25 protein-coding genes and 4 pseudogenes are annotated in these 23,488 nt (G+C 58.8%); 10 read left to right on the forward strand and 19 right to left on the reverse strand.

Annotated features, from left to right (window positions below; translation table 11 throughout):
* Positions 1-78: 78 nt before the first annotated feature.
* Positions 79-1,028: pseudogene (locus HN018_RS21915) on the forward strand (IS630 family transposase).
* Here the strand turns inward: HN018_RS21915 and HN018_RS29490 are convergent.
* On the reverse strand, positions 1,013-1,261 hold the full coding sequence (locus HN018_RS29490; RefSeq protein ID WP_408886820.1) for a transposase: 249 nt from the start codon (positions 1,259-1,261) through the stop codon (positions 1,013-1,015). The pseudogene HN018_RS21915 and the gene HN018_RS29490 sit on opposite strands and share 16 nt — an antisense overlap.
* A gap of 423 nt (positions 1,262-1,684) precedes the next feature.
* On the opposite strand from HN018_RS29490, the gene HN018_RS21925 reads away from it, so the two are divergent.
* The gene (locus tag HN018_RS21925; RefSeq protein WP_171836544.1) at positions 1,685-3,868 is read left to right on the forward strand and encodes an EAL domain-containing protein; all 2,184 of its coding nucleotides are present in this window, start codon (positions 1,685-1,687) and stop codon (positions 3,866-3,868) included.
* A 522-nt stretch (positions 3,869-4,390) separates the two neighbouring features.
* Here the strand turns inward: HN018_RS21925 and HN018_RS21930 are convergent.
* A pseudogene (locus tag HN018_RS21930) lies at positions 4,391-5,109 on the reverse strand (IS5 family transposase); the annotation flags it as partial.
* A gap of 8 nt (positions 5,110-5,117) precedes the next feature.
* Here HN018_RS21930 and HN018_RS21935 point away from each other — a divergent pair.
* Both HN018_RS21935 and HN018_RS21940 read left to right on the forward strand, forming a co-directional pair.
* Positions 5,118-5,279: a hypothetical protein gene (locus HN018_RS21935; protein ID WP_172443521.1), complete on the forward strand. Its 162-nt coding sequence runs from the start codon at positions 5,118-5,120 to the stop codon at positions 5,277-5,279.
* A 275-nt stretch (positions 5,280-5,554) separates the two neighbouring features.
* A complete protein-coding gene (locus HN018_RS21940; RefSeq protein WP_171837635.1) occupies positions 5,555-5,926 on the forward strand; it encodes a response regulator in 372 nt (123 codons plus the stop codon).
* A gap of 83 nt (positions 5,927-6,009) precedes the next feature.
* Here the strand turns inward: HN018_RS21940 and HN018_RS21945 are convergent, their stop codons facing one another.
* Together HN018_RS21945 and HN018_RS21950 are read right to left on the reverse strand one after the other, a co-directional pair.
* Positions 6,010-6,294, reverse strand: coding sequence for a hypothetical protein (locus HN018_RS21945; RefSeq protein WP_171837634.1), 285 nt, complete (start codon positions 6,292-6,294; stop codon positions 6,010-6,012).
* Between the two features lie 152 nt (positions 6,295-6,446).
* Positions 6,447-6,614, reverse strand: a complete 168-nt coding sequence (locus HN018_RS21950) for a hypothetical protein (RefSeq protein ID WP_171837633.1) — start codon at positions 6,612-6,614, stop codon at positions 6,447-6,449.
* A gap of 1,870 nt (positions 6,615-8,484) precedes the next feature.
* Between HN018_RS21950 and HN018_RS21955 the strand changes: the two genes are divergently transcribed.
* Complete coding sequence (locus tag HN018_RS21955) at positions 8,485-8,889, forward strand: hypothetical protein (RefSeq protein ID WP_171837632.1); 405 nt, start codon at positions 8,485-8,487, stop codon at positions 8,887-8,889.
* Between the two features lie 365 nt (positions 8,890-9,254).
* Here HN018_RS21955 and HN018_RS21960 read toward each other — a convergent pair whose 3' ends face one another.
* The 10 genes from HN018_RS21960 to tnpA (HN018_RS29495) all read right to left on the reverse strand — a co-directional run bounded on the left by HN018_RS21960 (position 9,255) and on the right by tnpA (HN018_RS29495) (position 16,690).
* Positions 9,255-9,908 (reverse strand): plasmid pRiA4b ORF-3 family protein, encoded by a 654-nt coding sequence (locus HN018_RS21960; protein ID WP_172443522.1) that lies wholly within the window; start codon positions 9,906-9,908, stop codon positions 9,255-9,257.
* A 65-nt stretch (positions 9,909-9,973) separates the two neighbouring features.
* Complete coding sequence (tnpC, locus tag HN018_RS21965; RefSeq protein ID WP_172443523.1) at positions 9,974-11,626, reverse strand: IS66 family transposase; 1,653 nt, start codon at positions 11,624-11,626, stop codon at positions 9,974-9,976.
* A gap of 63 nt (positions 11,627-11,689) precedes the next feature.
* Positions 11,690-12,037 (reverse strand): IS66 family insertion sequence element accessory protein TnpB, encoded by a 348-nt coding sequence (gene tnpB / locus HN018_RS21970; protein WP_172443524.1) that lies wholly within the window; start codon positions 12,035-12,037, stop codon positions 11,690-11,692.
* Positions 12,034-12,378 (reverse strand): IS66-like element accessory protein TnpA, encoded by a 345-nt coding sequence (gene tnpA, locus HN018_RS21975; protein WP_172443525.1) that lies wholly within the window; start codon positions 12,376-12,378, stop codon positions 12,034-12,036. Before tnpA (HN018_RS21975) ends, tnpB (HN018_RS21970) begins: the two co-directional genes overlap by 4 nt.
* Before the next feature lie 57 nt (positions 12,379-12,435).
* A complete protein-coding gene (locus HN018_RS21980) occupies positions 12,436-12,768 on the reverse strand; it encodes a hypothetical protein (RefSeq protein WP_171837651.1) in 333 nt (110 codons plus the stop codon).
* 42 nt (positions 12,769-12,810) lie between these two features.
* Positions 12,811-13,008 (reverse strand): hypothetical protein, encoded by a 198-nt coding sequence (locus tag HN018_RS21985; protein WP_171837652.1) that lies wholly within the window; start codon positions 13,006-13,008, stop codon positions 12,811-12,813.
* Between the two features lie 660 nt (positions 13,009-13,668).
* Positions 13,669-14,271: a UPF0149 family protein gene (locus HN018_RS21990; RefSeq protein ID WP_172443526.1), complete on the reverse strand. Its 603-nt coding sequence runs from the start codon at positions 14,269-14,271 to the stop codon at positions 13,669-13,671.
* Entirely contained in the window at positions 14,268-15,815 is a 1,548-nt protein-coding gene (gene tnpC / locus HN018_RS21995; protein ID WP_172443527.1) for an IS66 family transposase, read from the reverse strand. The genes HN018_RS21990 and tnpC (HN018_RS21995) overlap by 4 nt, the downstream gene beginning before the upstream one ends.
* Before the next feature lie 42 nt (positions 15,816-15,857).
* The gene (gene tnpB, locus HN018_RS22000; protein ID WP_239479410.1) at positions 15,858-16,223 is read right to left on the reverse strand and encodes an IS66 family insertion sequence element accessory protein TnpB; all 366 of its coding nucleotides are present in this window, start codon (positions 16,221-16,223) and stop codon (positions 15,858-15,860) included.
* A 2-nt stretch (positions 16,224-16,225) separates the two neighbouring features.
* The gene (tnpA, locus tag HN018_RS29495; protein WP_171837312.1) at positions 16,226-16,690 is read right to left on the reverse strand and encodes an IS66-like element accessory protein TnpA; all 465 of its coding nucleotides are present in this window, start codon (positions 16,688-16,690) and stop codon (positions 16,226-16,228) included.
* Between the two features lie 70 nt (positions 16,691-16,760).
* Here tnpA (HN018_RS29495) and HN018_RS22010 point away from each other — a divergent pair, with 70 nt between their 5' ends.
* Both HN018_RS22010 and HN018_RS22015 read left to right on the forward strand, forming a co-directional pair.
* Positions 16,761-17,057, forward strand: a complete 297-nt coding sequence (locus tag HN018_RS22010) for a hypothetical protein (RefSeq protein ID WP_171837311.1) — start codon at positions 16,761-16,763, stop codon at positions 17,055-17,057.
* Position 17,058: 1 nt separating this feature from the next.
* On the forward strand, positions 17,059-17,226 hold the full coding sequence (locus HN018_RS22015) for a hypothetical protein (protein WP_171837310.1): 168 nt from the start codon (positions 17,059-17,061) through the stop codon (positions 17,224-17,226).
* 208 nt (positions 17,227-17,434) lie between these two features.
* Here HN018_RS22015 and HN018_RS22020 read toward each other — a convergent pair whose 3' ends face one another.
* Complete coding sequence (locus HN018_RS22020; protein WP_172443528.1) at positions 17,435-17,656, reverse strand: hypothetical protein; 222 nt, start codon at positions 17,654-17,656, stop codon at positions 17,435-17,437.
* 99 nt (positions 17,657-17,755) lie between these two features.
* On the opposite strand from HN018_RS22020, the gene HN018_RS22025 reads away from it, so the two are divergent.
* The gene (locus tag HN018_RS22025) at positions 17,756-17,902 is read left to right on the forward strand and encodes a ProQ/FINO family protein (protein ID WP_171837309.1); all 147 of its coding nucleotides are present in this window, start codon (positions 17,756-17,758) and stop codon (positions 17,900-17,902) included.
* Between the two features lie 283 nt (positions 17,903-18,185).
* On the opposite strand, the gene HN018_RS22030 is transcribed toward HN018_RS22025, so the two are convergent.
* Positions 18,186-18,563 (reverse strand): hypothetical protein, encoded by a 378-nt coding sequence (locus HN018_RS22030; RefSeq protein ID WP_171837308.1) that lies wholly within the window; start codon positions 18,561-18,563, stop codon positions 18,186-18,188.
* 35 nt (positions 18,564-18,598) lie between these two features.
* Between HN018_RS22030 and HN018_RS22035 the strand changes: the two genes are divergently transcribed.
* Positions 18,599-18,799 carry a hypothetical protein gene (locus HN018_RS22035; RefSeq protein ID WP_171837307.1) on the forward strand — a complete coding sequence of 67 codons (201 nt, stop codon included), beginning with the start codon at positions 18,599-18,601 and terminating at the stop codon, positions 18,797-18,799.
* A 43-nt stretch (positions 18,800-18,842) separates the two neighbouring features.
* Here the strand turns inward: HN018_RS22035 and HN018_RS29500 are convergent, their stop codons facing one another.
* Positions 18,843-19,058 carry an energy transducer TonB gene (locus HN018_RS29500; protein WP_171837306.1) on the reverse strand — a complete coding sequence of 72 codons (216 nt, stop codon included), beginning with the start codon at positions 19,056-19,058 and terminating at the stop codon, positions 18,843-18,845.
* 283 nt (positions 19,059-19,341) lie between these two features.
* Between HN018_RS29500 and HN018_RS22045 the strand changes: the two are divergent.
* Positions 19,342-20,060 (forward strand): annotated as a pseudogene (locus HN018_RS22045) (IS6 family transposase).
* A 524-nt stretch (positions 20,061-20,584) separates the two neighbouring features.
* On the opposite strand, the gene HN018_RS22050 reads toward HN018_RS22045, so the two are convergent.
* Complete coding sequence (locus HN018_RS22050) at positions 20,585-22,516, reverse strand: sensor domain-containing protein (RefSeq protein ID WP_171837305.1); 1,932 nt, start codon at positions 22,514-22,516, stop codon at positions 20,585-20,587.
* A 457-nt stretch (positions 22,517-22,973) separates the two neighbouring features.
* Positions 22,974-23,369, reverse strand: a pseudogene (locus HN018_RS22055) (response regulator); the annotation flags it as partial.
* Positions 23,370-23,488 lie beyond the last annotated feature (119 nt).

A 23,488-nucleotide genomic window follows, 5' to 3' on the forward strand; every position in this document is an offset into this window, starting at 1 on the left:
CCGACCGGAATCGAAAGTTCTTGCCCGAAGCGAGGCGGATCTGATTCACCATGCTGGCTGGATTGGAGGCCAGCATGGATGGGACGGACACTTTCTCAGGACCTTCGAAACCGGGTGATCGCAGCCGTCGATGGCGGCATGTCGCGCAATGCCGCCGCCGCGCGATTTGGCGTGGCGGTGGCGACAGCGGTCCGCTGGGTTCGGGCCTGGCGGACGGAGGGGGTGCCAACACCGCGACCCAAGGGCGGCGACCTCCGCTCCCAGCGGATCGAGGGCTACCGGGAGGTGATCCTCGCGGCCATCGACGCGCAGGTGGATGTTACACTCGTCGAGCTCTCCGAGATGCTGCGTGACCGGCATGGTGCCTCGTTCGCGCCAAGCACGATCTGGCGTTTCCTCGACCGCCACGGGATGACCTTCAAAAAAAGACAGCACACGCCAGCGAGCAGGAGCGACCGGACGTCGCCGTCCGCAGGCAGGACTGGTTCGACGCCCAGCCGGACCTCGATCCCGCCCGGCTGGTCTTCATCGATGAAACCGGTGCCTCCACCAAGATGGCGCGCCTGCGCGGCCGCGCCCGGCGTGGTCAACGCTGCCCCGCGCCTGTCCCGCACGGGCACTGGAAAACCACCACCTTCACAGGCGCCCTCCGGCTCTCCGGTATGACGGCACCAATGGTGCTTGACGGTCCGATGAATACCGAGGCGTTCCAGGCCTAAATCCAGCAGGTGCTCGTCCCAGCGCTGCGCTCGGACGACATCGTCGTGATGGACAACCTGACTGCCCATAAAAGTGTCGCCGTCCACACCATGATCGAAGCTGCGGGCGCCACGCTGCGCTACCTGCCGCCCTACTCACCGGACTTCAACCCGATCGAGAACGCGTTCGCCAAGCTGAAGGCAGTGCTGCGCAAGGCAGCCGCTCGGACCATCGATGGCCTCTGGAACGCTATTCGCGACGCGCTCCCAACCTTCAGCCAACGCGAGTGCGAAAACTACTTCACCGCTGCAGGCTACGAGCCGGATTGATCAGACTCTGCTCTAGCGTACGCGAAGTTCACTTTAGTGCAGTGACCCCAAGTGGATCCGCTCGATGGCCTCGCCACACCATCCGCTGGACCCCGCCAGTTCCGCAGCATCGATGGCTGGATGCCCAAGCCGGCCGCAACCTGGATGAGCGGCCGTCCGCTCGATGCCAGCAACGACACCGCCTCCCCTTTGAAGTCGTCCGTGAACGAACGGCGCGTCTTGTTTGTCATCATCACACCTTACCCCTTAGGAGCTTATACGAGGTGTCCGCCAAATCGGGGGAGGGTCAACCTCCGTCTTCCATGCACCAACGCCGTCCACATCCAGAGCCTGAATCACACCAGGGCCAATTATCAAACAGCCCTTAGAAACTGATAGGGCCTTCGACGAAGGTCGTCGACATCATGTCGCCGTCACCCACGACGATGTCCCATCGGATGATTGCGCAACCATCACAAAAATCTGTAGACTTTTCCGAGAAGACTTGAAATATTAGGTTAGCTCGGCGACACTCTTTTTTAGATCATAGAAGCTCAGCCGTCCCTGGCGGTCTGATATCCGGGATCTTACTAGACGCCCTCGACCCTTAACTTAGGCTGTTATAACGAACTGACCGACTTCGATTATCGATTAGTTAGGAAGGAGCTTGCCTGAGCATGGTAAATCAGGACGCCGAGGCAATCTTTATAAGACAACAGGATGCGTTCGCTAAGTTTGGAGAGATGGCACTCCGGTCCGATGATCTTTCCGAGATTTTGCATGAGGCGTGTCGTCTCGTCGGGGATGCATTAGGGACAGACTTATCCAAGGTAATGGAGCTGCAGGAAGACAGGAAGACTTTGATAATGCGAGCTGGAGTTGGCTGGGGTCCTGGAGTCATCGGCGAGGCGACTGTAAAAGTCGAGACCGGATCATCCGAGGGGTATGCTCTGCAAACAGGTGATCCTGTAATATCGCCTAACATTTCCTCTGAAACACGTTTCAAGTACGCCAAGTTTATACAGGACGCCGGGGTCAAGGCAATCGCCAACGTTATTGTCCCAGGTAGATTAAGTGATCGGCCTTACGGGATCCTTCAGATAGATAGTCGTAGGCCCAGAGATTTCACAAACGCGGACGTAACGTTTTTACGGGGATATGCGAATCTTTTAGGAGCGGCCGTAGACCGTGTGCGTGTCTCATTTGAGGAGCATGTTAACGCAGAGCGCTTGTCTATAGCTCTAGAGAGTACGACTGATAGTGTAATATTAGTCGACTCGAATTGGAACATAACCTATTTAAATCAACACGCGTTAGATTTACTTGGAATTGAAAAACACAAAGCAAACTCAAACTTCTGGAGTATCTTTCTAGATAAGCCCGAAGGCCAGGCAAGCAAAAGTTTCCATACTGCATTGACCGAACAAAAGGTCCTAGTTTTTGAAGATTACTTTCCAAGGCGCCGCCTTTGGTTGGAGATTCGAGCATATCCAACGTCGGGTGGCTTATCGATATTCTTTCGCGATATTAGCTTTCGACGAGCAACTGAAAAAGAATTGCAGATTGCTCAGGATCATGCGGTCTATCTCTCGCGTCATGACGGGTTAACTGGCCTTCCAAATCGCGCTGCACTTCATGATCGCCTCGAGACTTTACTGACTGCGGCCCGCCCCGAGGCCGGTCTTGCAGTCCTTTATCTTGATCTGGATGGTTTTAAAGGCATTAACGACAGGCTTGGGCATCAGGTCGGAGATGATCTGCTCAAGGAGGTAGCTGTTAGGCTTACCGGCTGCATTCGTGGTGGAGACATCGCCGCCCGAATTGGTGGTGACGAATTTGCGATCCTAGAAAAGAATTTAGATAGTCCTGATGGTGCATCGGTGCTGGCAAAACGCCTCGTTCAAGCCCTTGGTCTACCTTATGCTCTGGATGGTCAACAATTTACATTAAGTGCAAGTGTGGGAATTACCACTGCGTTCGACAATTCGGTGGACGTCATAAAGTTACTCAAGCGAGCCGATCTCGCGATGTATTCAGCAAAGCTTTCTGGTGGGGGGACGTACTCTTTTTTCGGAAATCAAATGACAGAAAAGGAGAATGATCGGCAAATTTTAAAGCAGGATCTTCGTAAGGCCATAGATCAACAACAGTTTGAGTTGTATTACCAACCAATACTCGATCTTATTACCGAGAAAGTTGTTTGCTTGGAAGCTCTGTTGCGTTGGCATCATCCAAAACGCGGATTAATTTCTCCGGGAGATTTTATATCAATTGCTGAAGAAAGCGGTATCATTTTAATCATAGGTGAATGGGTGTTGCTTGCAGCATGCCTTGAAGCTGTTAAGTGGAACGACACCATCAGCCTGGCCGTAAACCTGTCTCCCGTTCAATTTCGTGACTCTAATCTTGTTCAGAATGTCAAAGAGACTTTGATAAGAACAGGGCTCGCTCCAAATCGACTTGAATTTGAGATTACTGAGTCCGCCTTGCTGTTGGACAGTGATGCAAACCTGTTCGTATTGCATGCTTTAAAGGAAATTGGCGTACGAATTTCGATGGATGACTTCGGAACTGGCTATTCATCACTTACCTATTTGAGATCATTTCCCTTTGACAAAATTAAAGTAGATCGCAGCTTTGTCAGTGACTTACCGGATGGTAATGGTGCAGACGCGATTGTTCATGCAGTCGCGGTTCTTGGTAGGAGCTTCAACCTTACTACGACAGCAGAGGGTGTAGAAACTCGAGAACAACTTGAGTGTCTTCGGTCTGAGGGTTACGATCAAGTACAAGGATACCTCTTTAGTAAGCCTGTTCAGTCAAATCAACTGCACACCATGGATGCCGTTGTGAGATTCTGAGTGAGGTAGCATTCGTGAGTGGGGATAGCCCGCAAATAGCTCCTTCTGAGCTTCTCGATGGAAAGTGGCGATTGCTGCACCTTTCGAGGTGACGAAACAGGGCGCTGCGGAGCAATTCCCCAAAGGGGCGGGCCGCGAGTAGGCTGAGGGGATGGTTTATCAGTAGGTGCAGTGCACCCTGGCGTTGGTGCACGGACCTTCGACCGCGGCGACCTGCCCGACAGACCTCGCCCCTCCCAGCCAGGCCGCGCAGCAATTGCCGAGATGGAATAGGCCTTGGATGGCTCATCCTACTGCCAGTGCCGCCCAGCCCGGTCCGGAACGCGGTGCAGCTGCGGATCCTCACATCGGAGTCTGCCGCCCGCCCGGTTCTCACGTGGCCGAAAGAAGTGGCCGGCGGCTTCACCAGGGGGACAATCCCTGCTCTTAGAGCGCCTTTCAAAACCTCTTCTGCAGCGTGTTGAAGCAGATCAATGAGCAGGCGAGAGCGGTGAATGCGTGGTGGATATCGCTTCTGCGCTCGTAGCGCGTGACGAGCCGGCGGTAGCGGTTGATCCACGCGAAGGTCCGCTCGATGACCCACCTGTGTCGGCCCAGCTTCTGGCTGGTCTCGACGCCGCGCCGGGCGATGCGGGGTGAGATCCCACGGCGGCGGCAGGCCTGGCGGCAACGTCGGTGATCGTAGGCCTTGTCGGCGTGCAGCTTGTCCGGCCGGTGTCGTGCCCGGCCCGGCTTGCCGCCGATCGGCAGGATGCTGTCGAGCAGTTCCTCGAACGGCATGCTGTCGTTGGTGTTGGCGCCGGTCAGTATGAAGGCGAGCGGGATGCCGCTCCGGTCCGTGACGAGATGGCGTTTCGTGCCGAGCCTGCCTCGATCGGTCGGGTTTGGCCCTGTCTTGTCGCCCCCCTTTTTGCAGCCAGCGATGCGCTGTCCAGGCAGGCCCGGCTCCAGTCGATCCGGTCGGCCGCCCGCAGCCGACGCAGCAGTTCGCGGTGCAGTGCATCCCACACGCCCGCCTCTTGCCAATCCCGCAAGCGACGCCAGCACGTGATGCCCGAGCCGCACCCCACCTCAAGCGGTAGCATCTCCCACTGGATGCCGGTCCGTAGCACGAACAGGATCCCGGTCAGCGCCGCCCGATCCGGTACCCGCGGCCTACCGCCCCGCGGTCGTGGCGGAGGCACGGGCAGCAACGGCTCGATGATCGACCAGAGGGCGTCGGAGACGAGAGGAGAAGCCATGTCTCCTCATGAATCAGATCGCCGGGCAGTACAAGGTTTTGAAAGGCGCTCTTAGGCATCTCGATATCCAGCCAACCAGTCGTCTTGTTGAGCGCCGGCATGTGGCGGCATTGCCGACCTCGGCAGGCCCCGCTCAGCAGCGGCGTATCCGGCTTGGTACGCCGGGCTGACGTAGGTGCTATCCGCTGCAAGGGCGTCCGCTTGCGAGGAGCGGCTGACCCAACGGAGCGCCGACCTGTAGACCGCATCGAAGGCCATTGAGAATTTACCAACCATCTCGTGTCTCTTCGCGAACCCACATCAGCCGAGCTGCAAGTGAAGAATACGCTGGGTTGATCTAGGCACGGCCGCGAGTATTCCGGATCGGTCGTAGCTTGTCATAACATTCACGCCATCACCGAAGCTTTCTCTCAACATCTCCGTTTGCGGTGTGTTGGAGGTGCATATGACCAAATTTGGGCCGCGGGTGCTCGTGGCTGACGACGAGGGACTTGTCCTCATGGTCATGGCAATGGCACTTGAAGACGCAGGCTATGAGGTGTTGACCGCCTGTGACGGCGCAGAGGCATTAGCCCTGATCGAACATCCTGACCAAATCAGACTGGTCGTGACCGATATCAACATGCCTGCGTTCAATGGGTTCGATGTCGCTAAGCGGGCCCGTGAACGCCATCCAGGCCTGCCCATAGTTTTCGTCACTGCACTTCCGGATCAAGTCTACGCCCGGGTGAACGGGGAGCCGTTCCATTGCCTTCCGAAGCCGTTCGCACTCCAAAGATTGGTGACGACAGTTGACGAGATGCTGGCTGAGCTCTGAATACCGAACGCTGAATACCCGGACGCTTCAAAGCCACTCTCGTGCGTCTCGATGGCGCTTCTAGTGTTTTGCAAACAGCGCCTCTAGCGAGGGGCACCTTGATTTGATGGAGCAGCGACCATCGCTAGCAGGCTGTCACTTGGGACTAGTACGAAGCTCTCAAGCAACCGTGCATAGTCCGCCTTGGTGAATAGAAGCTTGCGACTCTTTTGGCGGTGCGTCCGGCCGCCGCCGAACTTCGGGTGCTTGATGATGTGGGCAAGCAGTCTGGTCCGGCCGACCTTACCGCGTAGGCGTTCCAGCACCTCGGAGAGGAGCAGGAGGTTTTGTGGAGCGCCTGACGTCACCTTCAGCGCCTTGTCACTCACTCGCCATATCCTGGTGCTGCGCTCTCACAGCGATCGGGCTGCCTGCCTCGGCTCGGGCCTTCGACAGGTCGTAGTTCAATTGCAGGTTGAGCCAGAACCCCGGAACTTTGACCACCCCGAACTTCGGCCACTGTCGCGATGAGTGGCCTGCTTTAGTCAGATGGATCACGTTGCAGCTCCTCGCAAAGCGTAGAAATTACCTCCAGTGCCTGGTCCATTCCTACTTGATCACCATGCATTGCCGCATCCGCGAATTGATCATGAGCGGCTTGGTAGCGGCCTGCGAGTGTCGTCTCTAAATCAGTTTTATAATCGATCATCAAGTTATGCTTTCTTGAGCTAAAGCAACATAAACCAAAGTCTCTTATCGATCACAGCAACCGTGTTATTACATAAACTAACGGGGACATGATCAAATGGAAACGCACGCGATCACGCGACTGTGTTGATTTAACAACCGAAACATTCCACTGCGCAACACATGCCAGAAGCCGGCGATTTTGCAGCTTCTGACCCGAGTTGAGGGAATCCGGCTTGAGCAGCGACAATCAATTGATTGCTGATTATCTTGATAGGTCTGAGACGGCTGTCGAGAAAACCCTGGAACGATTGAGGAACCGGTATTCCAAGTTACCGAAAGACTTAATACGTCTCGCAGAAATCCAGCGAGGAATTTGCGCCGCTTAGACGCGTTTGACCCGGTGCAGGCCGAAAGTTTCTAGTTTTAGCACAGGGCCGAACGATCTTGAGCAAGTCGTTTACTTTGCGCCCCGGCGTGGGGGATGCTGACCTCCGTTGACCCTGTTCACCGAACGCCTACCAAGGATCTTGAGATCATCCTCCGGAGCTAGTTTTGCCTGGATAACGTCGCCTTTGCCCCAGGTGAGATAAGCCATGTCCGTGCCCGCGATCAGCCCCCCGAACGTCATCGCACGCTTCCCGCGTTTGAAGCAGACCTGTTCGCCGAGTCGAAATCGCGCCAAAAATAGATCCGTATCGTTACACCGGTCTAAAATTGTACGACTTTCCGCGTCAAGGGAAGCCCTAGCAGGCGGAGCTTGATTGCCAGGTCACCAAAACCATGGGGTTAGCTATCCCCACTCTGGTTGACATGGCGATCTCGGTCGGTATGTCTCTTGCTTAGCTCAAGGATAGCTGTTGCCAAAGACCTCGAGTGTTTGAAGCTGTTCTTCAGAATCTGCCCGACGCTGTTCAGGCTCCTGAGCTGCGGTTAAGCGGTCCTTTGCCACACGCATCTCTTGGCGAGCCTCGGCAATCTGATCGCGCATCCGCGCGGCGGCAGCCCGACGCTCAGCACGGAGTTGCCGGCCAGCTTCACGAAGTGCCTGCGACACTGCAATCTCTGCTTCTAGCCTACCCACCATCCAGCCCCCACCGCGATCAATCTCGGACGCGCTTCTACAGGGCCACACCTGCAATGGGTCTCACAAGCGTAGGAGGCATGGTTAAGTGTGTGTTGAGCGTTACAGGTGTCACCATCGTGCCACGTCCGACTTGCCACGAGATTGACCGCCGGCGCGGCTGACCGTGAACTCTGGGAGAGCGCATAGCTCAACACACATTTAGGCCTACGAAGTAAAATGCTCGAGTTGAGCATTCCACTTCCGGTGGTATTATTTTTCTTGCTACGTCAACTGTAAGGCTGGCGGTGGCTGTCGACTGTGATGTCGCTAGGCTTGTCCGCCGTTAGTAACCCCACTCAGCGCTTCGGGTGATAACCAGCCCCATCACACTGGCTTGCAACACACCTTCTTGGTGCCTCGCCAGATTTCGACGTAATTTCCGGTTGCTACAAGCGCGCTAGCAAAATTGAAGGCGTCAGCGTCGTCGCGGCACTCAACGTCGGATCCTGCTCCCTTAATGTGCCCGGACACGTCAAGTGGATAGACGCGGTAAGTTGGCATGGACGATCCCCGTATATTGTCTTGGGTTGCCGAAAGACGGGTCCCACCTCAGCTATAGCGATCACGGATGCGTGTGTCACGCTCTCGAGAGCGATGGGTCGCTGATCCTGGCCATCCTGACCGGCGGCTGCAATCTCGGGTGGAAGCAGGGGATTGACTTCGGCGATGAGTGGCGCCGGGTCCGTCGAGGAGAGTAGCCGGCGACGAGCGCCCGGGACCTAGGCTTGGCCCGCTCATCCGTTTGCCGGCACATGCCGCCCCTTAGGTGGCGGCTGAAATCAGGCAGGCACCCACCGACGACGCCATCAACCTGGAAGAAGAACCTACCCTGCGCGAGATCCTAGATTTCCTTCCCGCGATGTCGCGCGCGCAGGACGTGTCGTTCTGGACAAAGGAGCGTGTGCGCAGCACGTTCAAAGAGGACGCAACGCGTGCGCTGCAGGATGCTCTCGGCGAGACAGCCGATATCGAAGACAATACGGCAGTTGATCCCGGCTTGAAGGAGTTTCAGGCCGACCTGACCATTCGTCCGCGCGGGGGCGGCGCTGGCGGCATTGTCACTGCTGTCTTCTTGGTGCAGGGCGATCGATACCCTCACCGAGGCTTTGGTTCTTGCGCAGGAACTAAAGCTTCGTCAGCGGAGCGATGTGCTTGTGGCTGCATTGATTGAAGATGGGTCGATCAATATGGCGACCCCCAAGGCCCGCCGAGCTGTAAACCGCATCGATACTGTATCATACTTCCGAGACGACGAGCGGCAGGCGGCATACAAGGTAGCGAAGGCAGCTGTTCCAAGCCTACAGGCGGCCTAAGGCTTCGTCTTCGGTTGCACCATCATCTCTCCCGCTTCCACCCCAGCACAGCCCATATCTCCCTGCATGCTGAGCTTGTCGGCGGTAAACGAAACGTCTGCAGCGACATGTCGAGCATCGCGTCGGCGTCACGTATGGCGGCGGCGTAATCGACTGCTTCTGTCACGCCGTCCCCCACGTCACGTATCCATCCGGCGGGAGCCGCGGCTGAGTTTACATGTTCCTATTTGCTGGGATCGTGTGATGTTTTCAGGATCCTAGTTCTAGCGGCATTGCGCCGACTGGCGATGCGGCCAAGGGCTATCCTAAGGGGGAATTCGTCGATCTTCTTGGGGTTCCAGCCCTCCAGATATTCGGCGACCCTGGCATGATCGGGGTGCTCGGGGTCGGCGAGGGCGTCGAGCAAGTGGTAGTAGCCGGGGATGCCGCCGCAGTCCTCGGGTGGGCAGTCCCATTCGCCGCCGACGTAGTGGGGGTAGGAGACGTCGTGCAGGCCGGGGCGGATTTTGGTGACGGTGATGCAGTGTTGCCAGCTGTCGCCAATGTCGTAGAGGTAGTCGATGTTGGTTTTGCGGGATTTCAGAACGTCGCGTAAGCGGACCTTGATCGCCTCGGTGCGGGGTGCGGAACCCCGGTCCTCATCCATCGGCAGCCCATAGATCTTCTTGTCGATCGTGAACTCCCACAGGTGCTGGTCGAGCCAGCCCATGGTGATCTGAACGATGTCGTGCAGCACCTTGAGCGTGATGGAGGTCGGCACCTCCACCTCGCGCCAGATCAGCGGGTCGGTGTCCAACAGTTCGATTTGGACCGTGCAGATCTGGTTGACGCTGTCTGCAGCAGAGGTGTCGTTGGCAGGGACTTTGCTCGGGCTCATGCGGCCAGTTTGACAGCCTGCTCCATTCAGTTCCAGGGCAGCAACCCGTCGAGCCGCGATGCGGGTTAGGCGGCCTGATCGACGGCGCTGGATTTGGCTGCGGCCCAGTTCCAAGGCAGCAACTCATCGAGGCGCTGCGCCGGATGTTCCGCGATGCGGGCCAGCACGTCAGCCAGCCAAACCTGCGGGTCGATGTCGTTCATCTTGGCCGTGACGATCAAGCTGTACATGATCGCGGCACGCTGTCCGCCTCGATCGGAGCCACAGAACAGCCAGGATTTTCGTCCGAGAGCGATACCCCTCAGCGCGCGTTCGGCCGCGTTGTTGCTGAGGCAGACACGTCCATCGTCCAGGAACCGGGTGAACGCCGTCCAGCGTTTCAGCATGTAGTCGATGGCTTTGGCGACGTCGTTGCCACGCGCGAGCTTAGCTCGCTGCTGACCCAACCAGTTCTGCAGGTCCATCACCAGGGGAAGTGACAAGGCCTGCCGGGTCGTCCGGCGCTCAGCAGCGCTGTGGCCGTTGATGTCGCGTTCGATGTCGAACAGGGCGTCGATGCGTTGCACGGCTTCCAGGCAGATCGGCGACAGAACCGCTGGGGCCTTGCCGTGCGCTGCGCGGCGCGCGCTGCTCGCAAGGTCGGCCAGCACGAAAAACTTCCGACGTGCATGCGCCCAGCAGGCGGCTTCCACGATCGGCCCGGGTTTGCGTCCCGGTTCATAGAGCTTGCCATAGCCGCCATAGGCGTCGGCCTGCAGGATGCCAGTGTAGGCTGCCAGATGGCTTTGCGGGTGTTCGCCGCCGCGATCGTGCGAGTAGTGGAACACCGCGCCCGGCGGAGCGGGACCGTTGAACGGCCGATCGTCGCGCACATAGACCCAGAGACGGGCGATGTCGGTCTTGCCGCGAGCCAGCACCGGCACCGTGGTGTCATCGCCATGCAGCCGTTCTGCCGCCATGACATGAGCAGCCAAGCGCCCAAACAGCGGCATCAGCACGGCTGTGCAGGCACCGACCTGGTCGGCCAGGGTCGACAGGCTGACCGCCACACCCTCGCGGGCATAGCGTTCTGCCTGCCGGTTGAGCGGCTGATGCTGGCCGAACTTTTCGAACAAGATCATGGCTAGCAGGTTCGGTCCGGCCCAGCCGCGGGGCGTCACGTGGAACGGCGCCGGGGGCTGGCTGATGCGCTCGCAATCGCGGCAGGAGAATTTCTCACGCACATGCTGGATGACTTTCCAGCTGCGCGGGATGACCTCCAGGGTCTCCGTGACGTCCTCCCCCAGCCTGGACAGCCGTGTGCAGCCGCAGCAGGCGCAGGCCGACGGACCTGCGATGACGACGCGCTCGCGAGGGAGGTGTTCGGGAAACGGGCGCCGGGCCGGGCGCTTGCGGGTAAAGCCGGTGACGGCCGTGGTCTTGGCCGCGGCGGCCTCGGCAGCCAGCTCGTCCTCGGTGGCCGATGCTTCCAGCTCCTCCAGCTGCAGCTCCATCTGCTCCAGCAGGCGGGCGGTGCGCTCCGAGCGTGGCCCGAAGCGGTCGCGCTGGAGTTTCTCGATCAGCAGTTTCAAATGGGCGATTAAGGCCTGGTCGCTGGACTGCCGCGCCAGCGCGGCGGCGGCCTCGGCAGTGACCCGGACGACATCGGCTCGTGCTGCCAGCAGCGCTGCCTTGAGCGTGTCGATATCGTCCGGCAGGGCGGCGAGCTCGGTGTCCACGCTGGTGATTCAATCACAAATCAGGGCGGCATAGTACCCGTTTTTCTGGCCAGGACGACCGCATTATCCCGCCGATTGCGGCCGCCACGTCTGCTGCGGATTGCGCCAATCAATTCCCTCTAAAAGATAGCTCATCTGGCCAGCTGTCAGCGCTACGACGCCGTCCACCGTCTGGGGCCAGACGAAGCGCCCGCGATCCAGGCGCTTGGCATACAGCGACAGTCCAAGCCCGTCATGCCAAAGCGCCTTGAGCAACGAACCGGTGCGGCCGCGGAAAACAAAGACGTCGCCCGCGAACGGGTCGCGGCCAAATCCCTCCTGCACCAGCAGCGCCAGGCCCGGCATGCCGCGACGCATGTCGGTGTGACCGGTTGCTATCCAGATGCGCACCCCACTGGCGATCGGGATCATCGCAAAGCCTGAAGTGCGGCGGTCACCAAAGCTGGCGACGCCTGGGCGTCGATCCTCAGTCGGGTTCCGTTGACCAGTTCCACGGTAATTGCTGTCGTGTCGGCCGGAGACGCGATGGGTGCTGCCTCGGGCAGCAGAACCGCCGGTGCGAACGACATGCTCGTCTCAGTCATGGCTTGTCGCCGCCACTTGTAGATCAGGCTTGTCGAGACTTCGAACTGGCGGGAAACGTCCGCCACAACGGCGCCAGGCATGAAGGCCGCATTCAAGATCCGGCGACGCTCGTCCCAACTCCACCGACGTCGCCGCTCCGGACCCGTCAGCAAGGTTATCTGCGGCATGCTGTGCTGCTATGAGCGCTCATAAGGACTCCTTACGAGCGCAGACTCACAGTTGAGCTACCGCACCACAAGGCGGCACCCGGCGGAGGGATACCACGTCACCGGCCATTCCGGACTGACGATCCGCCGCCATTCAGTCTTGGACTTGACCCCGAACGCCTTGCCTGCCAGCTGGGCTTTCGTTGCCCGGTAGCCGGCATCCATGATTGCATCGCGGATGAGTAGCACCTGCTCGCCCAGCGCCAGGACGAAAGCTACTTCTTCGGCACCAGTCATTGTACGGGCGAACTGGACACCGGCGGCAAAGGCCTGATCGGCAACTTCAGGCGCGATAACAGCCATTGGGTCGGAGATGTTGAACGGCAGCTGGTCGATATGGTCACTCATCATGTCGACTCTTTCTAGTCGGCAGTGGCAGCGTGGCTGACGGCCTCATAGTCCCATCAGAACCCTTATCCCTCCATCCAGCGCAGCCTGCTGTGCCGCGACCTCATCGCTGACCTTTACCCATATGGCCGCGGTGGCAAGTTCACCCTTGGCGCGTAATTCAGCTGCCCGCTTCATTGCTAACTGTCTAGCATTTCTACCGTGCTTCTTGATCATCAGATTGGCTGCTTGGCGGTAGTTCAAGCGTAGGTTCCTAACTTGTAGATGGAGGCGCAGCTGCTACAGCGCGCGCTTAGGCTCAAGGGTTACCTGCCGAGGTGCAACAGATCCTGCAGAACCTCTTACCGGCCTGCAGTGATAGCTCGGACAATGATGCTGAACTGATAAGTCAAGTGAAGCCGATAGCGCATCAAATTTGACCTTGCTGATTCAATGTTGCTCGCCAGGCTTCCGCAGCCGCACCCCAGCACCGCCGCCGTTTTCAGGAATAAACTCGATGCCGGCGGCATTCAACGCCCGACGAATAGCGTCAGCATTTGCCCGCATCATTCCGGCTAAGCCACGCGCACTTTCAGCCCGCCGGATTGTCACGAGACTGACGCCGGACAGTTCTGCCAGGCCCTCCCCTGACATTCCAAGCAGGGCCCTGGCAGCCTTCATCTGACCCGCTGTTATGGTGACACTTCTCGTATCTAGCGACATTAAAGGTTGCATCTCATATCCGGTGACACTATACGTATCTCCAGACACTTTAGATGGCAAGGCAAACCTTCATGTCCTACCAGACCCGCCACCCCGAAGCAGCCGCCCACCCGCTTCATTCGATCCCGATGTTCCGCCCGGCCAGCGTCCTCGTCGCTGCATTGTAACCGCTGCGAGAACACCACAAAGCAGGATACCGGATCAGCGGTCCTTGAGTCGCTTTGGCATCCAGTAGTTCCGGATTTGTGGGATCACCAGCCGAATGTCGTGGTAGGCATCTCGTAGGAAGTCCTTGGTCTCTGATCCTGCGCGAGCCGGACCCAGCATGGGACTGCCATGTTCATCGATGCAGTGGAGCAGGATCGGGAGCAGGAGGCCGTGCTCTGTGCGTTCCAAATCGCATAGGGTTTGCCACGCGTTGGGTCGCAGACGCATCGCCGAGAGAAACCCCATGCACCACGGGGCGGCGAGGACAGTGCCGTCATCCTTTTTCTTAAAGATCGGCGCATTCCTGTCCGGAGCCTGGGACAGTGTTTCACCGATCGTGTTGAACCTGTCGGCTATGGCCATCATGGCGGCGAGACTCTGGCCCGACGCAGAGCCAACAATTCCGTTGATCCCGAGCAGGTCGACGAACCACACGTCAGGCTGGATCGAGCACGGGCCGATAGCGATTGCCGTGAGGTATCCATCGAGCATGGAAACGCCGTCGACTTTCGGTGACGGCTCGAGCTGCCGCAGCCAGATATCGAGTGCCTCCAGGCGCATGGCCTTCGGCGCGGCTGGTTCGCGCTTCTGCTTCACGCGGCGGCCGTTCGGGTGGCCTGCGTCGCCTTCCAGACCCACGGCAACAATTCACGCACGGCGTTGTTCTTCGTCTGGCCGGAGACCATCCGGTCCAGCACGTCGGCCAGGTAGGCGTGTGGATCCAGATCGTGCAGCTTGGCGGTGTTGATCAACGACGCCAGCACCGCCCAGCTTTGGCCGCCGCTGGCCGCTCCAGCAAACAAGGCGTTTTTCCGCCCCAGGGCGATCGGCCTGATCGTCCTCTCGACGGTGTTGTTATCCACTTCAACCCGGCCATCTCTCAGGAACATCGTCAGCCCGTCCCAATGGCCAAGCGTGTAGCGGATGGCCCGCGCCAGCGGCGCCTTCACGGAGATCTCCGCCAGACGGTCCATCAGCCAAGGCTTGAGGATGTCGAACAATAGCCTGGTCTCCGCCTGTCGGATCGCCACTCGTTCGCGGGCGCTGGTGCCGCGGATGCGTGCCTCGATCGCATAGATGGCTGCAAACCGCGCGAGTGCTGCCGCCGCCACCGGCGACCCCGTTGCCTTGTGCACCTCGAAAAACCGTCGGCGCGCGTGCGCCAGGCAGAACGCCAGCGTGATGGCGCCACCGCTACGCTCAGGCCGTGCCAGCGCGGCATAGCCGCCATAGGCGTCAACCTGCAGCACCCCGTTGAACCCGAGCAGATGCTCGGCGACATGGCGGCCTTTGCGATCCTCGGCAAACAGATAGACCACGGCAGGCGGCGCCGGGCCCTGCCAGGGTCGATCGTCCGTGGCATATGACCAGAGCCGGGCGATCCGTGTCCGGGTCCGGTTGCGATCCAGCACCGGCAGCGGCGTATCGTCGCAGAACACCTTCGGCGCAGCGAGCACGGTGGCTACCAGCAGCTCGTGCAGCGGCTTGAGCCACCAGGCCGCGCGGCTCACCCAATGCACCAGCGTCGAGCGATCCAATTTGATGCCATGCCCGGCCAGCATCTGGGTCTGCCGATACAGTGGCAAATGCCAGGCAAACTTGGAGACCACGATGTGCGCCAGCAGGGCCGTGGTCGGCAGTCCGCCATCAAGTGGCCGTGGCGGTGCGCTGGCTTGCACGATGGCTCCGGCGCAAGCCCGGCAGCCGTAACGTGGCCTGCGGATCCTGCGGACGCGGATCAGCGCCGGGACGATATCGAGCATCTCGCTGATATCCTCGCCGATCAGGTGCAGCTTGCCCTGACAACATGGACACGCCGTGACCGTCGGCTCGATGACGATCTCGTCGCGGGGCAGATGAGCAGGCAGGTGGCCGATATTGCGTGTGGACCTGGGTCGTGTCGACTGATCCAGACGCCGCGGCTGGATCAGCTTTGGCAGCTCGACCAGGGCCGTGGAGAGATCACCCAGGCCCAGCAATAGCTGATCAGATACCGGTTCCAGCTTCTCTGACCGCGCACCATACAGCGCACGCTTGAGCGTCTCGACCAGCGCGCGCAGGCTGGTATTCTCCTCACGCAGTCCCGTCACCAGCGCGATCAGCGCATCAGGTTCTCGTGTCGAGGTTTCAGCAGCGGGCACGCCTGCAGCGTACCAAACTTATACGCCATTTCGCGAGAACGATCATGCACCAGCTTGCAGATTTTCCATCGTCGCCGCTGGGCGCATGGCAGTTGCTGTCCAGTCCAACCCGGCGAACAGCATGCTGAGCTGACCCGTGCTCAAGGCGATGGATCCGTCACGAACCGGAGGCCAGGTGAAGTTTTTGGCCTCGAGGCGCTTGGTCACCAGACACAGGCCCGAGCCATCCCAGATCAGCAGCTTGATCCGGTCCGCACGCTTGGCCCGGAAAACGAAAATATCGCCCGCAAACGGATCCATTGCCAGCGCCTGGGTCACCAGCACCGCCAGGCCGTCCATGCCCTTGCGGAAATCTACCGGTTTGGCAGCAACCACGATCCGCAACCCCGGACGGGTTGGAATGCCCAGGATCAACGGATGTGGCCGATGATGGTCAGGACCTGGCGTAACGCCTCGAGATCGACGGCGCCGCGGACCCGCACACGTGCTCGACCGATCTCGACCTCGATCCATCCTGGCGGATCGGACGGCGCCGAGGCCACCGACCTGGTCGCTGATACAGGCGATACAGGTGCCGTGGGGTCGTCGCAGCGAACAGGAACGAACGTCCCAACCTGCCCAGGCGATTGGCGCATGGCTTGCCGCCGCCACGTCTGCAGCAGTCCTCGGTTCATATCGTGACGTCGTGCAACCTCCGAGACCTGCGCACCAGGCGTCAGGCTCTCCATCAGGATCTGAGCTTTCTCCGCCGCCGTCCAACGCCGACGGCGGACAGTGCCGGTAATGACCTCGATCCGACGATAGACATCTCCCTGATGCCTGCTCTGATCACTGCCTTGATGCCTGTCACTATCCAACGAACTGCCCGCCCTCATGCCAGGACAGTGTCACTCATCTCAATGTCATACCGCGAGGTGGGGTCCTCGCATCGGTTACGCTGCATTCATGACGAAGCAGGACCCGCTGACCGTTGCCCGGCAGATGGCCGCTCGTACTCTCGAGCTTGTCCGTTTCGAGATTGCCGACGCTTGGAAGGCCTACGGCGAAGCGAAGGCCGCCGTAGGCGAGGTCAACCGCATCAGCCGCAACGACCGGCACGACCGGGCTATCTCGTCGGATCGCTACGTCGTCCGCCGCCGCAGCGCGGCCTTCGGCACCATGAACCGCCGCCGCGGACATTTTCTGCGGGCCCACAAGGCGCTGTTCGCCCCTGAGGCCGCTCTGCTAGCGCTGGCGAACTGAGATGGTCAGCGTCCTCCTCATGCTCGTGGGTGCGGTGGCGACCTTCGTCATCGGCTGGTGCTTCGGGTTCCGCGACGCGGCCAAGCAGGACCGGCAGACTATCGATGCGCTGACAGCACCATGGGACGGCATCGAGCGCCGCCAGGACACGGACGGGGCGTCGGTATGAACCCCGCGATCGCCATCCCGCCAATGCCGGCGACCCTAAATGCACCGGCCTACACGCCGCTCGCCCTCGCAGCTCGTGAGTGCTTGCTGCGCGATGCTGCATCGGCTTGAGCCCGTGCTGGCTATGCTCAGACGGCCCTGCTCCTGGCTCGTGATGCCGACGTGCAGCACCGCCGACACCGCCCGGCGAACTGACGGAAACAGATTGCTCACCCGATCCGGGTCGCCGCGCTGCGCGGGGCCTGGGGCGGATACGGGCCATCCGCGCCGGGGCGGTTAAGCCCGGTGAGCCCAGCCACTACTGGCTGGGCAAGGTCGGCACGGACGGGAATGCCCTCCCGCCCGCGCCTGACCCCAAGAGAGGGCATGCACCCGATGTCTGAGGCTCCCTCGATTCCTACCATGCTGCGGCCGCCGGTCAGCAACATCATCTCTGGTGCCCCTGGCGATCAGCGTCACCGTGCAAATCCGCGCCGGCATGGTAAGAGGGTCTCACCACCACCGCGATTAGGCGGGCAATCCAACGGTGGGTGACGTGGGCCGGCTACCTCAGCGCCCTGGCCGACGGCGAGGAACGCAGGAACCTCGACGGCAGCGCCACAGGTGTTCCGTCGCAGGAGCGCCGCCAGCGGGCACAGACGCAGCTGGGCACGATGTGTGCGCAGGTGACTGCATGAGCTCACATCGCCGTTTCAGTGCCGAAGAGGACCGCCTTATGCTGGATGAGCGAGCCGCCGGCTTATCGTGGGACGATATCGGCACGCGGATCGGCGCCACTGGGAAGTCCTGCCAATATCACGTGGCCCGATGCCTTGGAGTGCCCGATCCGAAGCCGATACAGGTCGGACGAAGCCAGCCGCGGCATCCACAGCCGGCAGCTGAGGGTCGCGGTCCGCTCCGACCTAGTGACCCACAAACTTGGGGTGCGATTACGGCTGGGACGATGCTTGAAGGTGTTGCTTACCGATGATGGACAAATGCGCTCTCCCCGCCTTCACCTCGGACGAACTGCTTGAGGTAGCGATCGAGCTTCGCCGCCATGCCGCCCGGCATGCCCGGACTGAAACGGAGATGACCCATTTCCTTGACCGCGCAGACGAGATCCTGGCTGAGGCCTGGGCTATGGTCGAGTGCAGGCGTAGCAAACGTACAGCGGCTATGATCTGAAAGTATGACCCGTAGCAAGAGCGCCGTGCCCCAGGTTTCCGAATAGCGCCACTGGACCCGCCGTCGCCGGCACAGCTTCTCGATGCGGCAAGAGTCCTTACCCGCTTTGCCGATGCGGCCAGAGCCAGAGGGGAGCCGGTAATGGAAGAGAAGTTCCGGCGCCGGGCCCATGAGCTGCGCACCAAAGGCCGGCGGGGGATATCTGGATGAGCGCGCCCGGGGAGGTTTACAGGTTCCGGCTTGGGCGAGATGCCAGCGGCGCCTATGTGGGCGAGCTCGTCGATGATTGGGGTTGGGTGATTGCCATCACCGCACAGGAGGTTGAGCGTGACGGGGTCAGGGTGTTCGAGGGAATCGGCGCGCTGGCAGATGCAATGGTCGGTATCGACAATGGAAAGCTAACCTGAGCTTACAAAGCTCTCGCAGAGCACCCGACAATCTATTGCGTTTTCATCTACCAATTCTGAATTCCAGCGTAAATATATTATGTGAAACTGGTAAGGCTCCAGGGACATTAGCGCGAAAGCGCCTGTGGGTAGCTGCTGCTAGCGTAGCGGCGTTGAAACCGACATTCGTCGTGGAAACGGTTTTACAGTCTTGAGGAACACCTTTTACGTCTATATTGCAATCGACGACAACGTAGTCTTGTATGCCTTTACGTTCCATCAGGGGAGGATAAGGCGCACCTGTATCGATTATGGCCTCTATCTAATTGGGATGACTGACAATTCTTTCCTCACACGCAGTTAGGAGAAGTAGAGTTGCGGTAACATAAAGCCCGCCGATGGCATGTCTCAAAATCACGCAGACTCTCCAAATCGATTTATAAGTTTGCGTTATTTTGCATCAATCAGATTTCTATCGGAATGACTGAAGTACGCAAGCTGCCAGCAGGTCGGCATTGTCACGTCAACTGGCCTTCAGCTGCGGTCCGAGCGAGGATAGCTGGATGAAGACGCCGCCTGATCCGCACCATCGTCACCGCTTTCCGGCCGAGCTCATCAGCCACGCCGTGTGGCTCTATCACGTGTTCAGCCTGAGCTTTCGAGACGTGGAGCTCCTGCTGGCCGAGCGTGGCGTCATCGTCTCCTATCAGAGCATCCGGCGATGGTGTCTGAAGTCCGGCTCGCATTTCACGGGCCGCATCCGTCGACGGCGGCTTCGCCCGGGGTGACAAATGGCACCTCGATGAAGTCTTCATCCGCATCCAGGGAGAGCTGCGCTATCTTTGCCGCGCTGTCGACCAGAACGGCGTCGTGCTGGACATCCTGGTGCAAAGTCGCCGGGATGGCACAGCATTAAAGCGCTTCTTCAAGCGCCTGCTGAATGGTCTATCTTATACGCTCCGCGTCATGGTGCATGGTGACGGACAAGCTGAAGAGCTACGGGGTGGCGAGACGCGAGCTGCTGCCCGATGCCGAGCACCGCGAAAACCGTTACCTGAACAACCGGGCTGAAGACTCTCACCGTCCAACCAGGCGACGAGAGCGGCACATACAGCGCTTCAAGTCGACGCGGCATGCACAGCGTTTCCTCTCCGCTCACGCCTTCATCTCCGGGCACTTCCGACCGCGACGCCACCTGATGACGGCAGGCCGCTATCGTGCGATGCATGCCAAAGCTTTCAAAATATGGACACAGGAAACATGTGTCCAAAGCACCGGGTGATCGTGTCAACCCAATTGCTCCAAGCCTACTTCCAAACTCTACCAGTTAACGTGCCACGCCATCTGGAGTGCTACAGCGGCCACTCGTTGCGCGCTGCCTGGTCACCGCGTATGGTAACCTTGGAGCCGCTCTGCGGATTTCATGCGGCGGACAGGGCACAATACCCCCCAGGTGGCGCTGGCCTACCTGCGGCTAGCTGATCTCCGGCGCAATAATGTTGCCGAACGTGGGTTCGCGACAGAGCCAAAGGAGAAAAGTTGAGTGATCTTGCCGAAAGCGGCCCTGCCAGATAACCGGGAGAGCTGACCTTGCTGCGTTCATACCAGACAGGGTTCTCGCCGGTCCACATCGGACAGATCCTGCAAATCTCGGCACCATAATAGAGCCACAGGTGAATCCAGAAACTCTACGCCTACCTGATGGACATTTAAAACGTGACCTCTTTGACGAATTCGGCGTAGCAAAGGTCATGGAAGGGGCGTCATTCGCATCTGATGTCGGACTCGACTGTCTAAGTTTTGCATTTATGGCTTGTTACTATTTTGTTCGATTTGTCCGACATTGCACACCGCTACGTCTAGGTAAGAACCACGTTCAAGTTCATGTTGGTCTTGCAGCAGAACGCCAAACGTGGCCGCATCGACTGGCCGTGAATACCAATAACCTTGCAGCTCGTCGCATCCATAGCGTAGTAGATGGTCGCGTTGCTCAGCGGTCTCGACACCCTCGGCAACAACCTGAAGATCGAGCTTGTGGGCCATGGCAACTATCGCTTCAACGATAGCGTCACTGCTCGATTGGGAACCAAGCTCGCTAACGAACGCACGATCCAGCTTGATACAGCGTACAGGAAACTGGCGCAGATAGGCTAGGTTAGAATAGCCAGTACCAAAATCGTCGATAGCGATGCTAATGCCGAGGGCCTTGAAGCTGGTCAGGATGCGAGAGCTTTCTTCCGGATCCTTCATTGACATGCTCTCGGTGATCTCTAGTTCCAGTTGCTCAGGATCGAGTCCGTTGTCAGCAAGCACCTGGGCAACCACCGCTACTAGCTCGGGGTCGTGGAACTGGCGCGCCGAAACGTTGATAGCGATGCGTACAGCTGGCAATCCGCTCCGCTGCCACGCGGCAGCCTGGGCGCAAGCGTTGCGAAGTACCCATTCGCCAATCGCCTCGATCAGCCCAGACTCTTCGGCAAGCGGAATGAAATCGATTGGAAGCACCAATCCCCGCACCGGATGCTGCCAACGCACCAGCGCCTCTACACCGACGATGTGACCGCTGGCGATCTGAATCTGCGGCTGGTAATGCAGCAAGAACTCGTCTCGTCGCAGAGCCTGCTTCAACTGGGTCTCGACCTCCAATCGCTCGACGTTTTGCGAACTCAGGCCGGCCGCGTAGCGTCGGATCCTGTTTCCGCCCGCCTTTTTGGCATCATACATTGCGGCATCGGCATGTTTGAGCAGCGTGGTCGCGTCTTCGCCGTCCTCTGGGTAGACGCTATAGCCCAGGCTAAACGTGACAGAAAGTTCGCGATCAGCAATGTGTACCGGCTTGGTCACGATGCGGGACAGATCGTTAGTCAAGTCTGCCAGCGCTTCAACAGACATCGGCTTTGCTAGCAACAGAACAAACTCATCGCCGCCAAGGCGCGCGAAGGTCTCGCCCGGGCGCAAAAAGCGGATGATCCGTCGGCTCACGATACGCAATAACTCATCACCGGCGGCGTGACCGAGACTGTCGTTGACGATCTTGAAGCGGTCAAGATCAAGAAATAAAAGCGTCAGCTGCAGTTCTTGCAGGCCTGCGACCTCAATCGCCTGTTCGATCCGGTCCATCAACAATGCCCGGTTTGGCAGGCCGGTAAGGTTGTCGTGCAATACTTGATGGCGCAGATCCTGTTCGAAGCGTTGTCGCTCTCTCACCTCAAGATCCAGCCGTGCAACGGTAGCCTTCAGTCGGTTAGTTGCTTCCGCTGCTTGCGCGTGAGCAGCCTGCAGCGCCAGTGCGGCAGCCTTTTGCGTCGTTATCTCATAGTTGATCCCCACCAGCCCAATGATCTGGCCGGTTTCGCCGCGCACCGCTACCTTTGTTGTTATCATCCAGGCTTCGTCTTTAAGTAGCAGATATCGGGCATGCTCTTCCTGACTAAGGATCGAGCGCCCATCCCTTAAGATTTCCTGTTCCTGTCTATGGTATTCAGTTGCCAGCTCAAGTGGATAAAAGTCGAAATCGGTTTTACCTAGCAGCTCCACAGGGTCGGACACGCCCATGCCCCGGGCCACCGCCCCGTTGGCAAAGATGAACCGGCCCATCGTATCTTTTGCATAGATGCGATGTGGGACATTTCCGGCAAGCGCTCGCAGCAGAGTGTATTGGAACGCACTGGAAGATACGCCGGCGGTTTCGCCAACACCTAATTTAGCGTTGGGAAAATGCTGAAGAAATGGAGTCACTACACTTCAGCCCGTGTTCAAGTCGAGTGAGCAAACCGGATATTCTTTCTGAAGAGTCATTGTTCAAAATCCCGAGGCGATCCGCCAAATACATGTACGTACATCAGTCCCAGCTTATCGCAAATCAATCTATAACACTTTTATGAACAGTCTAGGAATACGTCAGGAAACCAGGATAAACTTTAATGTTTATTGATTATTCGGAGTCCAACTTTTGAGACGCGGTGGTAGTCTTATCAATTACCCGATCCGAAAGGCATCACATGTAGAAATATGTGTCACTAACAGAATTCCTTTCACGTTAACACGATTATCGTATCGAGGGTGGATTCATCACGGCCGGTCTCAGGACGTATGACCTGCCCTAAACCGCACCGGCGGGCAGACAAATCGTGCACAAGACCCCGTCGGACAGGAAATCGAGGCATGTCTTTGCCGAGAGTGCCATCTTACGACCTTAAGCATCAATAAGGCTTCGAATCCTTTTTGCCAGAACTCGTAGGGAAAATGGCTTCGTAAGTACAAGCATATTCATGTCCAAGGTCCCGTTACGGAGAATCACATCTTCCGTGTAGCCGGTAATGAAGAGGACTTTGAGGTCCGGCCGAATTACCCGGGCGGTATCGACAACCTGCCGCCCGTTCAAGCCGCCTGGCAATGCAAAATCCGTGACAAGAAGGTCGATACGACAGTCGGATTGCAGCACCTTCAACCCTGCCGGACCATCAGCGGCCTCAATGGCCGTGTAGCCGCTGTCCTCCAGCATCTCGGTAACCAACATACGTATAGTCGGCTCGTCATCGACGATCAACACAGTCGCACCCCGGCCGCCATGGGCCGCCTGCAACATCTCAGACCTAAGCTTGGTATTGTCCATAGAGCGTGACCAGTGATGGAATAAAGGGGGCATCTATCCTATCTTAGGTAAATCCGTCGCCAACCGTCTGTTTGGCGTGCAGAATCATAGAATGC

Origin of the sequence: Lichenicola cladoniae, assembly GCF_013201075.1 — a bacterium.
In the GTDB taxonomy this organism is placed as follows: Bacteria; Pseudomonadota; Alphaproteobacteria; order Acetobacterales; family Acetobacteraceae; genus Lichenicola; species Lichenicola cladoniae.

Bases quoted from the DNA above. Each gene is read 5' to 3' on its own strand.
- HN018_RS29490 (WP_408886820.1), bottom strand. From the start codon at position 1,261: ATGATGACAAACAAGACGCGCCGTTCGTTCACGGACGACTTCAAAGGG.
- HN018_RS21925 (WP_171836544.1), top strand. From the start codon at position 1,685: ATGGTAAATCAGGACGCCGAGGCAATCTTTATAAGACAACAGGATGCG.
- HN018_RS21935 (WP_172443521.1), top strand. From the start codon at position 5,118: ATGAATCAGATCGCCGGGCAGTACAAGGTTTTGAAAGGCGCTCTTAGG.
- HN018_RS21940 (WP_171837635.1), top strand. From the start codon at position 5,555: ATGACCAAATTTGGGCCGCGGGTGCTCGTGGCTGACGACGAGGGACTT.
- HN018_RS21950 (WP_171837633.1), bottom strand. From the start codon at position 6,614: ATGATCGATTATAAAACTGATTTAGAGACGACACTCGCAGGCCGCTAC.
- HN018_RS21960 (WP_172443522.1), bottom strand. From the start codon at position 9,908: ATGAGCCCGAGCAAAGTCCCTGCCAACGACACCTCTGCTGCAGACAGC.
- tnpB (WP_172443524.1), bottom strand. From the start codon at position 12,037: ATGATCCCGATCGCCAGTGGGGTGCGCATCTGGATAGCAACCGGTCAC.
- tnpA (WP_172443525.1), bottom strand. From the start codon at position 12,378: ATGCCGCAGATAACCTTGCTGACGGGTCCGGAGCGGCGACGTCGGTGG.
- HN018_RS21980 (WP_171837651.1), bottom strand. From the start codon at position 12,768: ATGATGAGTGACCATATCGACCAGCTGCCGTTCAACATCTCCGACCCA.
- tnpA (WP_171837312.1), bottom strand. From the start codon at position 16,690: ATGAGGGCGGGCAGTTCGTTGGATAGTGACAGGCATCAAGGCAGTGAT.
- HN018_RS22010 (WP_171837311.1), top strand. From the start codon at position 16,761: ATGACGAAGCAGGACCCGCTGACCGTTGCCCGGCAGATGGCCGCTCGT.
- HN018_RS22015 (WP_171837310.1), top strand. From the start codon at position 17,059: ATGGTCAGCGTCCTCCTCATGCTCGTGGGTGCGGTGGCGACCTTCGTC.
- HN018_RS22020 (WP_172443528.1), bottom strand. From the start codon at position 17,656: ATGATGTTGCTGACCGGCGGCCGCAGCATGGTAGGAATCGAGGGAGCC.
- HN018_RS22030 (WP_171837308.1), bottom strand. From the start codon at position 18,563: ATGGGCCCGGCGCCGGAACTTCTCTTCCATTACCGGCTCCCCTCTGGC.
- HN018_RS22035 (WP_171837307.1), top strand. From the start codon at position 18,599: ATGAGCGCGCCCGGGGAGGTTTACAGGTTCCGGCTTGGGCGAGATGCC.
- HN018_RS29500 (WP_171837306.1), bottom strand. From the start codon at position 19,058: ATGGAACGTAAAGGCATACAAGACTACGTTGTCGTCGATTGCAATATA.